General features: G+C 71.7%; 13 protein-coding genes. 6 read left to right on the top strand and 7 right to left on the bottom strand.

Annotated elements, in window-relative coordinates:
• Positions 1–45: 45 nt before the first annotated feature.
• The 4 genes from ACR807_RS02485 to ACR807_RS02470 all read left to right on the top strand — a co-directional run bounded on the left by ACR807_RS02485 (position 46) and on the right by ACR807_RS02470 (position 4,259).
• Positions 46–735: an NUDIX hydrolase gene (locus tag ACR807_RS02485; RefSeq protein ID WP_438919512.1), complete on the top strand. Its 690-nt coding sequence runs from the start codon at positions 46–48 to the stop codon at positions 733–735.
• On the top strand, positions 732–1,412 hold the full coding sequence (locus ACR807_RS02480; protein ID WP_438919511.1) for an LON peptidase substrate-binding domain-containing protein: 681 nt from the start codon (positions 732–734) through the stop codon (positions 1,410–1,412). Before ACR807_RS02485 ends, ACR807_RS02480 begins: the two co-directional genes overlap by 4 nt.
• A 793-nt stretch (positions 1,413–2,205) precedes the next feature.
• Positions 2,206–3,465 (top strand): MFS transporter, encoded by a 1,260-nt coding sequence (locus tag ACR807_RS02475; RefSeq protein ID WP_438919510.1) that lies wholly within the window; start codon positions 2,206–2,208, stop codon positions 3,463–3,465.
• Positions 3,462–4,259 (top strand): putative hydro-lyase, encoded by a 798-nt coding sequence (locus ACR807_RS02470; protein WP_438919509.1) that lies wholly within the window; start codon positions 3,462–3,464, stop codon positions 4,257–4,259. Before ACR807_RS02475 ends, ACR807_RS02470 begins: the two co-directional genes overlap by 4 nt.
• Before the next feature lie 8 nt (positions 4,260–4,267).
• On the opposite strand, the gene ACR807_RS02465 is transcribed toward ACR807_RS02470, so the two are convergent.
• The 4 genes from ACR807_RS02465 to bioD all read right to left on the bottom strand — a co-directional run bounded on the left by ACR807_RS02465 (position 4,268) and on the right by bioD (position 6,955).
• A complete protein-coding gene (locus tag ACR807_RS02465; protein ID WP_438919508.1) occupies positions 4,268–4,864 on the bottom strand; it encodes a DUF2567 domain-containing protein in 597 nt (198 codons plus the stop codon).
• Positions 4,865–4,919: 55 nt separating this feature from the next.
• Positions 4,920–5,138, bottom strand: coding sequence for a biotin synthase auxiliary protein BsaP (gene bsaP / locus ACR807_RS02460; protein ID WP_438919507.1), 219 nt, complete (start codon positions 5,136–5,138; stop codon positions 4,920–4,922).
• Complete coding sequence (gene bioB, locus ACR807_RS02455) at positions 5,135–6,151, bottom strand: biotin synthase BioB (protein WP_438919506.1); 1,017 nt, start codon at positions 6,149–6,151, stop codon at positions 5,135–5,137. Before bioB ends, bsaP begins: the two co-directional genes overlap by 4 nt.
• A gap of 75 nt (positions 6,152–6,226) precedes the next feature.
• Positions 6,227–6,955, bottom strand: coding sequence for a dethiobiotin synthase (gene bioD / locus ACR807_RS02450; RefSeq protein WP_438919505.1), 729 nt, complete (start codon positions 6,953–6,955; stop codon positions 6,227–6,229).
• A gap of 60 nt (positions 6,956–7,015) precedes the next feature.
• Between bioD and ACR807_RS02445 the strand changes: the two genes are divergently transcribed.
• Positions 7,016–7,255, top strand: a complete 240-nt coding sequence (locus ACR807_RS02445) for a glutaredoxin family protein (protein ID WP_438919504.1) — start codon at positions 7,016–7,018, stop codon at positions 7,253–7,255.
• Position 7,256: 1 nt separating this feature from the next.
• Complete coding sequence (locus ACR807_RS02440) at positions 7,257–7,883, top strand: hypothetical protein (protein ID WP_438919503.1); 627 nt, start codon at positions 7,257–7,259, stop codon at positions 7,881–7,883.
• Here ACR807_RS02440 and ACR807_RS02435 read toward each other — a convergent pair.
• From ACR807_RS02435 to dnaE, 3 genes are all read right to left on the bottom strand, one after another.
• The gene (locus tag ACR807_RS02435; protein WP_438919502.1) at positions 7,863–9,131 is read right to left on the bottom strand and encodes an adenosylmethionine--8-amino-7-oxononanoate transaminase; all 1,269 of its coding nucleotides are present in this window, start codon (positions 9,129–9,131) and stop codon (positions 7,863–7,865) included. The two genes, ACR807_RS02440 and ACR807_RS02435, sit on opposite strands and share 21 nt — an antisense overlap.
• Positions 9,118–10,350, bottom strand: a complete 1,233-nt coding sequence (locus tag ACR807_RS02430) for a cytochrome P450 family protein (protein ID WP_438919501.1) — start codon at positions 10,348–10,350, stop codon at positions 9,118–9,120. The genes ACR807_RS02435 and ACR807_RS02430 overlap by 14 nt, the downstream gene beginning before the upstream one ends.
• A gap of 87 nt (positions 10,351–10,437) precedes the next feature.
• Positions 10,438–13,968 carry a DNA polymerase III subunit alpha gene (gene dnaE, locus ACR807_RS02425; RefSeq protein WP_438919500.1) on the bottom strand — a complete coding sequence of 1,177 codons (3,531 nt, stop codon included), beginning with the start codon at positions 13,966–13,968 and terminating at the stop codon, positions 10,438–10,440.
• Between the last annotated feature and the right edge of the window lie 4 nt (positions 13,969–13,972).

Here is a 13,972-nt window from a genome sequence, read left to right as displayed (position 1 = left end):
AGGTTTTCGCCTATCGGTCGAAAACGCTGCCGATAGTATCAGCCGGTGGGTCTCGCGGGACATGAGGTGTTGGCCGCAGTGCTCCAGGTGAGAGCCGGATCACTCCAGGTGATGTTGTGGCGACGCGCGCGGGAACCGCACGCTCACCGCTGGTCACTGCCCGGGGGCGGTTTGGGCGATTTCGAGGACGTGGAGTCGTCGATCCGGCGCCAGTTGGCGGAGAAGGTCGACGTGCGACAGTTGTCACACGTGGAGCAGCTGGCCGTCTTCAGCAACCCCGGGCGGGTGCCCGGACCCCGCGTCGTGGCCACCGCGTTCCTCGGCCTGGTGCCCTCCGACATCGACCCGGTGGTGCCGTCGGACACCGAGTGGCACCCGGTGGACTCGTTGCCCCCCACCGCGTTCGACCACGAGTCCATCTGCCGCCGGGCGCGCAGCAGGCTCGCGTCCAAGCTGTCCTACACCAACCTCGGGTTCGCGCTGGCGCCGCCGGAGTTCACGATCTCCGCGCTGCGGTCGCTGTACTCGGCGGCCCTGGGCTACAAGGTGTCGGCGACCAACCTCCAGCGCGTGCTGTCCCGCCGGGGCCTGCTCGAACCCACCGGTGCCACCGCGCCGCCCGGCCCGTCCGGCGGCCGACCTGCGGCGCTGTTCCGCTTCGTGTCGGGCGAAATGCGGGTCACGGACCCGTTCGCCGTGCTGCGGCCACCGTCCACCCGTAGCTTGGGTTCGTGACCACGACGCTCCCCCTGTTCCCGCTGGGCACCGTGCTGCTGCCCGGGGCGTCCCTCCCCCTGCACGTGTTCGAGCCGAGGTACCGCCAGCTGACGGTGGACCTCGTGACGGGCGCGGTACCGGAGCGGACGTTCGGCGTTGTGTCGATCAAGCAGGGCTGGGAGGTCGGGGCGGAGAACATCGAGGCGCTCCAGGTGGTCGGCTGCACGGCCGTGCTCCAGGACGCGAAGCGCCTGCCGGACGGCCGCTTCGACCTGGCCACGCTCGGCGGTCGGCGGTTCCGCCTGCTGGAGGTGGACGAGGACAGCGCGCCGTACCTGGTCGGTTCGGTCGAGTGGCTGCCCGACACCGCCACGCCGCCGGAGCTGGAAGCCGTGATGCCCGTGCTGGCGGCCAGCGCGAGAGCCGCCCACGGCCGCTACCGGGAAGCCGCCTACCAGGGCAACGGCCACCGGCCGCCGGCGGAGGACACGACCCCGGACGAGCTGGCCTACGCCCTGGCCGCCGACTGCCTGCTCACCATGGAGGACCGGCAGCACCTGCTGGAGGAGACCTCCCCGGCCCGCAGGCTGCGCCTGATCCGCAAGGTCATGCACCGCGAGGCCGGAATCCTGACCGCCCTGAGCGCCGTCCCCGCCCCGCTGTCCGAACTGGGCCACCTCCCCCACCGCAACTGACCACCCCGGGTCGGTAGCCCCCGGTCCCGGTAGGCTCCGATCCCGGTCGGCCCCGATCCCGGTCGGCCCCGGTCCGGCAGTCCTCGGCACCGGTGGCCCTCGCCCCAGTCGATCCCGGCCCGATAGCCCCCGGCTCCGATAGCCCCCGGCTCCGGTCGACCCTGGTCTGGTCGGCCCCCGGCCCGGTCAACCCTGGTCCCAGTCCTCGATTTCGGTTCGCTCCGGCGGCCTTCCCCCCTCTCCCGCCCTGGCTGCGCAACCCAGTCCAGCCTCAGCTCCAGCCCCGCACCCTTCGCCCGGCCCCGGCCTTGCGGCTCTGCGTCCCTTTCCCAACCCCGGCTCCAGCCCTGCGGTTCTGCGGCTCTTGTCCAGCCCCGTGCCCGGTCTCGGCCCCGCGCCCGGTCTCGGCCCCGCGCCCGGTCTCGGCCCCGCGCCCGGTCTCGGCCCCTGCCCCCGTCTCTACCTCGGTTCCGAGTCCGGCCTCGCGCGACCGCCACCCAGCCCTGGCCCCTGGCCCCGGACTCCGGGCCTGCGACCGCCGCCCATCCCCATCTCCCCTTCGGCCTTGAACGCCTGGTCACAGGCCCGCGCTGGCCCGCCTCTTCTCCGCCACCCCGGCCCTCTCCTCCGCCTCCGCCGCGGGAAGGCCGGGGTTTTGCGCGTTCGCAGGCGCAGGGCGGTCGTGAAAGTTGTTCTCGTGTTGATTCGTCCTATTGCCCTCTAGTGGGATTGTTCAACAATCCTCTAGCGTGTGTCCCACGGCACACCCCTCTGGCAGCGAGGTGATCCCGACATGAGCACCACCGACACCACCCCCACCGCCACCGGGCCGTTCGCGTGGTTCCACACGCTCGGCCGCAACGGCAAACGGGCGTTCATAGGCGCGTTCGGCGGCTACGGGCTCGACGCCTACGACTTCCAGGTCCTCCCCCTGGGCCTGTTCGCCATCACCGCCTACTTCGGCATCAGCCAGGGCCAAGCGGGCCTGCTGAACACCGTCACCCTGGTCGTCTCGGCCATCGGCGGCGCCGTCGCGGGCATCCTCGCCGACCGCATCGGCCGCGTCCGCACCCTGATGATCACCGTCATCACCTACGCCGTCTTCACGGTCGCCTGCGGTTTCGCCACCAGCTACGAGATGCTGATGGTCTTCCGCGCCCTCCAGGGCCTCGGCTTCGGCGGCGAGTGGGCGGCGGGCGCGATCCTCGTCGCCGAGTACTGCAAACCGCAGTACCGGGGCCGCACGGTGGCGTTCATCCAGAGCTCGTGGGCCGTCGGCTGGGCGCTCAGCGTGGTCGTCTACACCGCCGTCTTCACCTTCGTGCCGCAGGACACGGCCTGGCGCGTGCTGTTCTGGACCGGCGCGATCCCCGCCGTGCTCGTCTTCTACATCCGCCGCAACATCCAGGACGCCCCGCGCGCCGACGCGGCCCTCGGCACCAGCACCCGCAAGGGCAGCTTCCGGGAGATCTTCCGCAACCCCCTCGGCCGCACGACGTTCTTCGCCGCGCTCCTCGCCACCGGCGTCCAGGGCGGCTACTACACGCTCGCGAGCTGGGTGCCGACGTTCCTCAAGACCGAACGCGGCCTCAGCGTCGTCGGCACCGGCGGCTACCTGACCCTGCTCATCGGCGGCGCGTTCGCGGGCTACCTCACCGGCGGCTACCTGACCGACCGGCTCGGCCGCAAGCGCACCTTCACCCTCTTCGCGGTCCTGAGCGCGCTGCTGGTGGTGGCGTTCACCCAGATCCCGGCGGGCGGGAACGGCATCCTGCTGCTCGTCACGTTCCCGCTCGGCTTCAGCACGTCGGCGATTTTCAGCGGGTTCGGCTCGTACCTGGCCGAGCTGTACCCGACCGACCTGCGCGGCACGGGCCAGGGCTTCACCTACAACTTCGGCCGGGGCATGGGCGCGCTGTTCCCGACCGCGGTGGGCTTCCTGTCGACCACGATGGGCGTCGGCGGCGCGATGGTGTTCGGCGCCATCGGCTACGGCATCGCGGTGCTCGCCCTGCTGGGCCTGCCGGAGACGAAGGGCGTGGAACTGCGATGACCCCGAACACGACGAACCCGGCCACGACGACCCCCGCGGCCCTGTCCCCGGCGGAGGTCCGGCGCACGCACACCGGCCCCACCGCCGGCCTCGCCGACGGCTACGCCCAGGCCAACCTGATCGCGGTGCCCGCGGACTGGGCGTACGACGTCCTGCTGTTCACCCAGCGCAACCCCAAGCCGTGCCCGGTCCTCGACGTCACCGACGCCGGGAGCACCACGACCGCGCTGGCGGACAACGCCGACCTGATGCGCGACCTGCCCCGCTACCGCGTGTGGGAGAACGGCCTGCTGCGCGGCGAGTTCACCGACGCCACGCCGTTCTGGCGCGACGACCTGGTGGCGTTCCTCATCGGGTGCAGCTTCACCTTCGAGTCGCAGCTGCGGACCGCCGGCGTCCCGCTCCGCCACGTCGAGCAGGGCCGCAACGTGCCGATGTACGTCACCGACCTCGCGTGCCGCCCCGCCGGGCGGCTGCACGGGCCGGTGGTCGTCTCGATGCGCTACGTCCCGGCCGACCTGGTGGGCACGGCGCGGGAGGTGACCGCCCGGATGCCCGCCGTCCACGGCGCGCCGCTGCACGTGGGCGACCCGGCCGCACTGGGCATCGCCGACCTGGGCGCGCCGGACTTCGGCGAGCCCACCGAACCGCACGACGGCGACGTGCCCGTGTTCTGGGCGTGCGGCGTCACCCCGCAGGCCGCGGTCATGGCGTCGAAGCCGCCGTTCGCGATCACCCACGCGCCGGGGCACATGTTCGTCACCGACGTGCGCGACACCGCGTACGCGCTCTGAGGAACCGGCTAGCCCAGCCGCCGACCGAGGTCGTCCAACCCGTTCCACGCGGCCAGGCAGCCGTAGGCCAGCGCCGCGCCCAGGGGCCACGCGAGCAGTCCCCACCACGTCTCCAGGACGGGGGCCAGCGCGATCACGTCACCGACCTCGGGCGCGGCGCCGAGCGCGTAGTCGCCGGCCGCCGTGCCGAGCCCGGTGCGCTGCGCCAGGAACCCGGCGACCGTCGACCCCAGCACCGCGCCCAGCATCACCACGGGGCCGCGCCGCTCGCGCAGCATCCACACCGCGATGCCGGTCAGCAGCCCCACGACCAACCCCATCAGCACGAACAGCATCAGCCCGTCGAGCCGGTGGTAGCTCTCGCCGGTCACCGGGACCAGCGAGGCGTCCTCCTGCACGACGACGTTCTGCCCCGGCGCGAGCCACGCCCACAGCCACCCGGCGGGCAGCCCGACCAGGGCGACGGCCGACAGGACGGAGAACGCGGGCAGCAGGTCGCGCTTCACCACGACCCGCGGCCGGCGCACCACGTAGTAGTGCTCGAACGTCGGCACGGGTGGCACCCGGACCGGGGCGACCCGCTCGTCCACCGGTTGCTCCGCCACCCGACGACCTCCCTGCACCCCGCGGCCACCGCACCCGTGACCGATGCAGGGCAGGTTACCGCGCGGAGGTGATCTCCCCGTGACGGCTGCACGTGGCGGTCCAGCCGGCCGGGGTCACCTGCACCACCATCCGGCGGGCGCACGCGGCGCAGAAGCGCGGCGGGTCGATCACGCCCAACCGCGCCGCGCACGGCGAGTGGTCCGCGACGGCCAGCTCGCCGCCGCAGTAGCCGCAGTACGTCACGGCAACCGCCGCCCCGGTACCCGTCGTCACAGCGTCTTGCTCAATTCCTTGATCGGCATCGACAGCTCGGTCAGCATGTCCAGGTCCTGCTGCGCCGGGCGGCCGAGGTTGGTCAGGTAGTTGCCCACGATGATGGCGTTGACGCCGCCGAGCATCCCCTGCTTCGCGCCCAGGTCGCCGAAGGTCAGCTCACGGCCGCCCGCGAAGCGCAGGATCGTGCGGGGCAGGGCGAGCCGGAACGCGCCGACCGCGCGCAGCGCGTCGGGCCCCTCGACCACCGGGTAGTTCTCGTACGGGGTGCCCGGGTTGGGGATGAGGAAGTTCAGCGGCACCTCGTCGGGCTCCAGCGCGGCCAGCTGCACGGCGAACTCGGCGCGCTGCGCCAGCGTCTCGCCCATGCCGATGATGCCGCCGCAGCACACCTCCATGCCCGCCTCGCGGATCATGGTGAGCGTGTCCCACCGCTCCTCCCACGAGTGGGTGGTGACCACGTTGGGGAAGTGGGAGCGCGCCGTCTCCAGGTTGTGGTTGTAGCGGTGGACGCCCATCGCCACCAGCTCGTCCACCTGCTCCTGGGTGAGCATGCCGAGCGAGCACGCGATCTGGATGTCGTTGCCGTCCTCGCGGATGGCCTTGATGCCGTCGCGGACCTGCGACAGCAGGCGCTTGTCCGGGCCGCGCACGGCGGCCACGATGCAGAACTCGGTCGCGCCGGTCTCGGCGGTCTGCCGCGCGGCCTTGACCAGGCCCGGGATGTCGAGCCACGCCGAGCGCACCGGGGACGGGAACTGGCCGGACTGGGAGCAGAAGTGGCAGTCCTCCGGGCAGCCGCCGGTCTTGAGCGACACGATGCCCTCGACCTCGACCTCCGGCCCGCACCAGCGCATCCGCACGGCGTGCGCCAGTTCCAGCAGGTCGGGGATGCGCTCGTCGGGCAGCTGGAGGACTTCGAGCACCTGCTCCTCGGACAGCCCGACGCCCTGCTCCAGCACCTGCTCGCGCGCGACGCCGAGGACATCGACCTGTTCAGGGGCTGCGGTCACGACTTCTCCTCCATCGTCGACGGTGGTCCGGCGGTCAGTCTGCCGCACGGACCACCCGGCAGACAGCGACGTACGTCACTGGTCGGGTCGGCACGGGTGCGGGGCGGCGAACTCGTCCGGGTCGAACGTGCCGCCGAACCACGGCGACAGGCCGGCCCGGGCCACGTCGGTGAACTCGGCCCGGCCGAGCGCCGCGGCGCCGTCGGGCAGCGCGCCGAGCAGCGGCGCGCCGGCCGCCTCGGGCAGGTCGACGAGGTTGGTGAGGGAGGCGAGGTCGGGTTCGGCGGGCCAGCGGCCCACCACGACGCCCACCGACTCCAGGCCGCGCCGCAGCAGGGCCTCGGCGGTCAGCGCGGTCGTGTTCAGCGTGCCCAGGCCCGCCTGGGCGACGATGAGCACCGGGGCGTTGAGGGCCCACGCGGCGTCGGCGATCGTGGAGCCGGCCTCGTCGAAGCGCACCAGCAGCCCGCCCGCGCCCTCGACGAGCACCAGGTCGTGCGTGGCGTCCAGCTCCGCGGCGGCGGCGGCCACCTCGCCGGGGTGCACGGTCGGCAGCCCGGAGCGGCGCGCGGCCGTGGCCGGGGCCAGCGGTTCGGGGTAGCGGCGCAGCTCACGGGTGGTGACGGGGCCGGCGAGCCGGACCACCTCCGCCAGGTCACCCGGTTCGCCGTCGGCGATGCCCGTCTGCGCGGGCTTGAGCACGGCGACCCGCCGGCCGTCGGCGGAGGCCAGGGCCGCCAGGGCGGCGACGACCACGGTCTTGCCGACCTCGGTGCCCGTGCCGGTGATCACGAGGACGCTCACGGGCCCTCACCTTAGGCGTACGCGGAGCGTGGCGGTCGTCCGCGTTCTACAGTCACCGCCATGGGTGAGATCGTCCTCTACGGTGCGAACTGGTGCGGTGACTGCCGCCGGGCGAAGGCGTGGCTGCGGGAGCACGAAGTGCCGTTCACGGAGGTCGACGTCGAGCACGACGACGCGGCCCGCGACCGCGCCGTCGAGCTCGCCGGCGGCCGGAAGAACATCCCGGTCGTCGTGCTCCCGGGCGGTCGCGTCCTGGTCGAGCCGACGAACACCGAGCTGGCCGCCGCGGTCGGGACCTGACGTGGGCAAGCCCGGCCGGCGCAAGCGGCGTCAGCGGAGCGGTCAGCGCGAGCGGGACGAGACGGCGTACACCGCCGCGCGGCAGGCCGTGCGGGCGCAGCGGAACTGGTTCAACCGGCAGGGCGGCGGCACGCAGGTCCTCGTGGTCTTCGGCGGGGTCGGCCTCGTCGTCGGGCTGCACTTCCTGCTGTGGGGCGAGCTCATCCCCGCGGTGGGCGTGCTGGTGGGCCGGGTCCCGGTGCTGTCGACCGTCGCCGGCTGGCTGTACGGCGGCGGCGCGGTGATGGCGTGGGGCGTCTACGTCGTCAACCGCGCGACGGCGGGCCCCGAGGTGCGGAAGAGGCTGCTCACCACGGCGTGGGCGTGGACGCCGGTCGCCCTGGCGTGCTTCCCCAGCGAGTTCGCCGACTCCACCGCGCTGCCCGCCGACTACTGGGCGGGCGTGTACGCGAGCGCGTACGGCCTGCTCATCGTCCCCCTGGCCGTCGTGGTGCTGGCCCTGCTCGCGGCGTTGCTGATCAAGCTGTTCCCCCGCCTGGAGGGCGTGGGGGACGGCTGGGTCGGCTGGCTGTGCATCGGCTACTCGTCCCTGCTGCTGGTCTGGGCGTCAACGCTGCTGCGCATGTGACGCCCCGGCCGCGGCCACCACGGCGGCCGAGATGGCGGCCACGTCGTCGTCCGTGCTGATGAACGGCGGCATGGTGTAGATCAGGTCCCGGAACGGCCGCAGCCACACCCCGCGCTCGACGGCGGCGGCGGTGGCGGCGGCCACGTCGACCTGGTGGTCGAGCTGCACCACGCCGATCGCGCCCAGCACCCGCACGTCGCCGGGCGCGCCGGCGAGCCCGGCGCGCAGCCCGTCCGAGACGCGCGCCACGGCCCCCCGCCAGTCCTGCGACAGCAGCAGCTCCGTCGAGGCCAGCGCCACGGCGGAGGCCAGCGGGTTGCCCATGAACGTCGGGCCGTGGGCGAGCACGGGCACCTCGCCGCGCGAGATGCCGTCGGCCACCGCCGCCGTGCACAGGGTCGCCGCCATCGACAGGTAGCCGCCGGTCAGGGCCTTGCCCACGCACATGATGTCGGGGCTCACCCCGGCGTGGTCGGCGGCGAACAGCTCCCCGGTGCGGCCGAAGCCGGTGGCGACCTCGTCGAAGACCAGCAGCACGTCGTGCGCCAGGGTCAGCTCGCGCAGCACGTGCAGGTAGCGCGGGTCGTGGAACCTCATGCCGCCCGCGCCCTGCACGACCGGTTCCACGACGACGGCGGCCAGCTCGTCGGCGTGCTCCTCCACCAGGTCGGCGAGGACCCGCACGTAGTCGGTCTCCAGCTCGCGCGGCGGCGCGGGGGCGAACACCTGCTCGGGCAGCACGCCCCGCCACAGCGAGTGCATCCCGCCCTCCGGGTCGCACACCGACATCGGCTGGAACGTGTCGCCGTGGTACCCGCCGCGCCAGGTCAGCAGCCGCCGCTTCGCCGGCCTGCCCCGGGAGCGCTGGTACTGGAGGGCCATCTTGACCGCGACCTCGACCGACACCGACCCCGAGTCGCACAGGAACACGTGCTCCAGCGGCGCGGGCGTGATCTCCACGAGCTTCGCGCACAGCGCCACGGCGGGCTCGTGGGTGAGGCCGCCGAACATGACGTGGCTCATCCGGCCGAGCTGGTCGCGCACCGCCGCGTCGAGCACGGGGTGCCGGTAGCCGTGGATGGCGGCCCACCAGGACGACATGCCGTCGATCAGCTCGCGCCCGTCGTCCAGCCGCAGCCGGACCCCTGAAGCCGAGGAGACCACCAGCGGCTCCAGGGTGCCCGGCATGGGGCCGTACGGGTGCCAGACGTGCGCCCGGTCCAGCTTCAGCAGATCATCGCGGTCCACGGGGCGTGAGGTTAACCGGCAGCCGGACGAGGCCCCGGATCAACGTCCCCGGCCGCCACGGCAGCGCGTCCAGGTCGGCGGCGGGCGTCACGTCGAACCGGTCGACCAGCGTGCCGATCGCGATCTGCCCCTCCAGCCGGGCCAGCGGCGCGCCCAGGCAGAAGTGGATGCCGTGGCCGAACGCCAGGTGCCCGCCGCCGGGGCGGGTGATGTCGAACCGGTCGGCGTCCGGGAACCTCCCGCTGTCGCGGTTGGCGGACAGCAGCGACACCAGGACGAGGCTGTCGCCCGGGATGACCACGTCGCCCAGCTCGACGTCGTCGGTGGTGTAGCGCAGCGTCGCCTGGTTGACCGGGCTCTCGAAGCGCAGCACCTCCTCGACCGCGCCGGCCAGCAGCGACGGGTCGGCGCGCAGCGCGGCGAGCTGGTCTGGGTGGCGCAGCAGGTGGTGCACGCCGTTGGCGATCAGGTTGACCGTCGTCTCGTGCCCGGCGACCAGCAGCAGGAACGCCATCGAGATCAGTTCGAGGTGGTCGAGCCGGTCGCCGTCCTCGTCCGCGTGGATCAGCGCGGAGAAGAAGTCGTCACCCGGGTTGGCCCTCTTGTGCTCGACGAGCTGGTACAGGTAGGCGCCCATCGCCTTGCCCGCCGCCTCGATGTCGCCCGGCTCGACGCCGCCGCTGACCAGCACGTTCGACCACTCGCGGAACTCGTCGCGCCGGTCGAGCGGCACGTCGAGCATCTCGCAGATGACCGTGATGGGCAGCGGGAACGCCAGGGCGTCGACCAGGTCGACCGGTTCGCCCGCGGGCACCGCGTCGAGCAGCTCGTCGGTGATCTCCTGCACCCGCTCGCGCAGCTGCTCGACCCGGCGCGCGGTGAACGCCTTGGTGACGAGCTTGCGCAGCCGCGTGTGGTCCGGCGGGTCCATGTTCAGCATGTGCCGGCTGAGGGCCTCCTCGAAGGCGACCACGTCGCCGCCCTCGACGACGCGGGACTTCTCCACCACCTCGGGGAAGCCCTCGTAGTCCTTGCTGAAGCGCGGGTCGGCGAGCGCGACCCGCGCCTCGTCGTAGCGGGTCACCAGCCACGCCCGCGACCCGCGCGGGGTCACGATCTCGGTCGCGGCCCCCTCTTCGCGGAGCCTGGCGTGGAAGGCGTGCGGGTCTGCGTAGTACTCCTCGCCCAGGACTTCGAGTCCGGCGATCTTCTCCCCCACGGGGAACCCTCCTCATTTGAGTTAACCCTGTTCACTCAAACGAAGCGAGCGGCTCTCGTGTCCCCGCATCCCGCGGGTATCACCCGATCAGCCCAAGCACCCCGGTCCGAGGAGGGCCTTCAGATCGCCCATCAGGGACGGCGTGGGAGCGACCCGGAGCGCGTCGTCCAGCTTCAGCAGCGTGTTGCGGCTGCTGTTGATGATCAGGTTCAGGTGCACCTCGGTCGACCCCGGGTGGGCGCGCAGCACCTCCTTGAGGGAGGTCACCAGCTTCGGGTCGCACCGCGACGCGGACAGCTTCAGCTTCAGCGCCTGCGAGCCCATCTCGGCCAGGTCCGGCACGACCAGGTCGTTGGCGATCAGCGACGTGCGGTCGTCCCGCTTCGCCACCCGCGCCTTGACCAGCACGATCGCGTCCTCGGCCACGGACATGCCGTGCACGACGTAGCTCTTGGGGAAGAACAGCACCTCGATGCCGCCGGCGAGGTCTTCGAGCATCGCCGACGCCCACGGCTCGCCGTTCTTGTTCACCCGGCGCGTCACCGAGGCGAGGATGCCGCCCAGCGTGACCTGCTGCCCGTCCGGCACGTCGCCTTCCAGGATGCGCGCGATCGAGGTGTCCGAGTACGACGAGAGGATCTGCTCCACGCCGTTGAGCGGGTGGCCCGACACGTACAGGCCCAGCATCTCCCGCTCCAGGGTGAGCTGGTGCTTGGACTCCCAGTGCTCCACGGGGATCTTCACGTCGAACACCGACGCGCCGTCGTCCCCGCCGCCGTCGCCGAACAGGTCGAACTGGCCGCGCGCCTCCTCCTTCTTGGTCAGCATGATCGCGTCGACCGCCTCGACGTGGACCATGTGCAGGCCCTTGCGCGGGTGGCCGAGCGAGTCGAACGCGCCCGCCTTGATCAGCGACTCGACGACCTTCTTGTTGCACGCCTGCGCGTCGACCTTGCGCAGGAAGTCGGAGAAGTCGGTGAACTTCCCCTTCTCCTTGCGGGTGGCGATGATCGCGTCGACCACGTTCGCGCCGACGTTGCGGATCGCGCCCAGGCCGAACCGGATGTCGTCCCCGACCGCGACGAACTCGCGCTCGGACTCGTTGACGTCCGGCGGGAGCACGGTGATGCCCATCCGGCGGCACTCGGCCAGGTAGATGGCCGACTTGTCCTTGTTGTCCGAGTTCGTGGTGAGCAGGGCGGCCATGAACTCGGCCGGGTAGTTCGCCTTCAGGTAGGCGGTCCAGTAGGAGACCAGGCCGTACGCGGCGGAGTGCGCCTTGTTGAACGCGTAGTCCGCGAACGGGACGAGGATGTCCCACAGGGTCTTGATCGCGTCGGCCGGGTAGCCGTTGTCGAGCATGCCCTTCTCGAAGCCGGCGAACTCCTTGTCCAGGATCTCCTTCTTCTTCTTGCCCATGGCGCGGCGCAGCAGGTCCGCCTGGCCGAGCGAGTAGCCCGCCAGCTTCTGCGCGATCGCCATGACCTGCTCCTGGTACACGATCAGGCCGTACGTCGTGCCCAGGATGTCCTCCAGGGCGTCGGCCAGCGCCGGGTGGATCGGCGTGATCTCCTGGAGCTTGTTCTTGCGCAGCGCGTAGTTCGTGTGCGAGTTCGCGCCCATCGGCCCCGGGCGGTACAGCGCGCCCACGGCCGAGATGTCCTCGAAGTTGTCGGGGCGCATCAGCCGCAGCAGGTCCCGCATGGGCCCGCCGTCCAGCTGGAACACGCCCAGCGTCTCGCCCTTCGACAGCAGCGAGTAGGTCTTCTTGTCGTCCAGGCCCAGGTGGTCGAGGTCGACCGGCGGCTTGCCGTTCAGCTCGATGTTCTTGAGCGTGTCGTCGATCGTGGTCAGGTTGCTCAGGCCCAGGAAGTCCATCTTCAGCAGGCCGAGCGTCTCGCACGTCGGGTAGTCGAACTGGGTGATGATCGACCCGTCCTGCGGGCGCATCCAGACCGGGATGTGGTCCGTCAGCGGCTCCGCGGACATGATCACCGCGCAGGCGTGCACGCCCGCGTTGCGGATCAGGCCCTCCAGGCCGCGGCCGGTGTCGATGATCTCCTTGACCTGCGGGTCCGTCTCGTAGAGCGCCCGGACCTCGGCGGCCTCGGAGTACCGCTTGTGCTGCGGGTCGAACACGCCCGACAGCGGGATGTCCTTGCCCATCACGGCGGGCGGCATGGCCTTGGAGATGCGGTCGGCCACCGCGTAGCCCGGCTGCCCGTACAGCACGCGGGCGGAGTCCTTGATCGCCGCCTTCGCCTTGATCGTGCCGAACGTGATCACCTGGGCGACCTTGTCGGCCCCCCACTTGTCGGTCACGTACCGGATCACGTCGCCGCGCCGGCGCTCGTCGAAGTCGATGTCGATGTCGGGCGGGCTGACGCGGTCCGGGTTGAGGAACCGCTCGAAGATCAGGCCGTGCGCCAGCGGGTCCAGGTCGGTGATGCCCATCGCGTACGCGATGAGCGCGCCCGCGGCGGAACCGCGGCCCGGGCCGACGCGGATGCCGTTGGCCTTGGCCCAGTTGATGAAGTCGGCCACCACCAGGAAGTACGACGGGAAGCCCATCTGGAGGATGACGCCGATCTCGAACTCGACCTGCTTCTCGTGGACCTCGTCCACGCCCTCCGGGAACCGGCGGCGCATCCCGGCCCAGACCTCCTCGCGGAAGTACTCGGCCTCGGTCTTGCCCTCCGGGACCGGGTAGCGCGGCATGAGGTTCTGGAAGGCGAACATGCCGGTCGTGTCGACCTTCTCCGCCACCAGCAGGGTGTTGCGGCACCCCTCCTGCCAGGCGTCGGACGAGTCGATGGCGCGCATCTCCTCCGGCGACTTCAGGTAGTAGCCCGTGCCGTCGAACTTGAACCGGCTCGGGTCCTGGAGCGTCTTGCCGGTCTGCACGCACAGCAGCGCCTCGTGCGCCTCGCGGTCCTCGGCGTAGGTGTAGTGCGAGTCGTTCGTCACGACGAACGGGATGGCGAGCTTCTTCGCGATCTCCACCAGGCCGCCGCGCACCCGGCTCTCGATCTCGATGCCGTGGTCCATCAGCTCGACGAAGAAGTTGTCCGCGCCGTAGATGTCGCGCCACTTGGCGGCGGCCTCCAGCGCCTCGCGCTCGTGGCCCAGCCGCAGGCGGGTCTGCACCTCGCCGGACGGGCAGCCGGTGGTCGCCATCAGCCCGGCCGAGTGCTCGGCGATCAGCTCGGCGTCCATCCGGGCCCACTTGCCCAGCTGGCCCTCGGTGGAGGCGCGGCTGGAGAGCTTCATCAGGTTGTGCAGGCCCTCGTTGGTGCGGGCCCAGATGGTCTGGTGGGTGTACGCGCCGCTGGCGGAGACGTCGTCCGACTTCTGCCCCGGGTCGCCCCACAGCACGCGCTTCTTGTTGAAGCGGGACTCGGGGGCGAGGTACGCCTCGATGCCGATCACCGGCTTGACCCCGGCCGCCTTCGCCTGCCGGTAGAAGTCGTAGGCGCCGTACATGTTGCCGTGGTCGGTGATGGCGGCGGCGGGCATGCCCATCCGCTCGCACTCGGCGAACATGTCCTTCAGCTTCGCCGCGCCGTCGAGCATCGAGTACTCGGTGTGCACGTGGAGGTGCACAAACGAGTCAGCCACGCCC

The sequence above is a fragment of the Saccharothrix sabaoui genome (assembly GCF_051756985.1).
Taxonomy (GTDB): domain Bacteria; phylum Actinomycetota; class Actinomycetes; order Mycobacteriales; family Pseudonocardiaceae; genus Actinosynnema.
This window is presented reverse-complemented; position numbering and strand designations above follow the sequence as displayed.

What these genes read in the sequence shown, in the direction of transcription:
- ACR807_RS02475 (WP_438919510.1), top strand. Translation starts at nt 2,206, where the DNA reads ATGAGCACCACCGACACCACCCCCACCGCCACCGGGCCGTTCGCGTGG.
- ACR807_RS02470 (WP_438919509.1), top strand. Translation starts at nt 3,462, where the DNA reads ATGACCCCGAACACGACGAACCCGGCCACGACGACCCCCGCGGCCCTG.
- ACR807_RS02445 (WP_438919504.1), top strand. Translation starts at nt 7,016, where the DNA reads ATGGGTGAGATCGTCCTCTACGGTGCGAACTGGTGCGGTGACTGCCGC.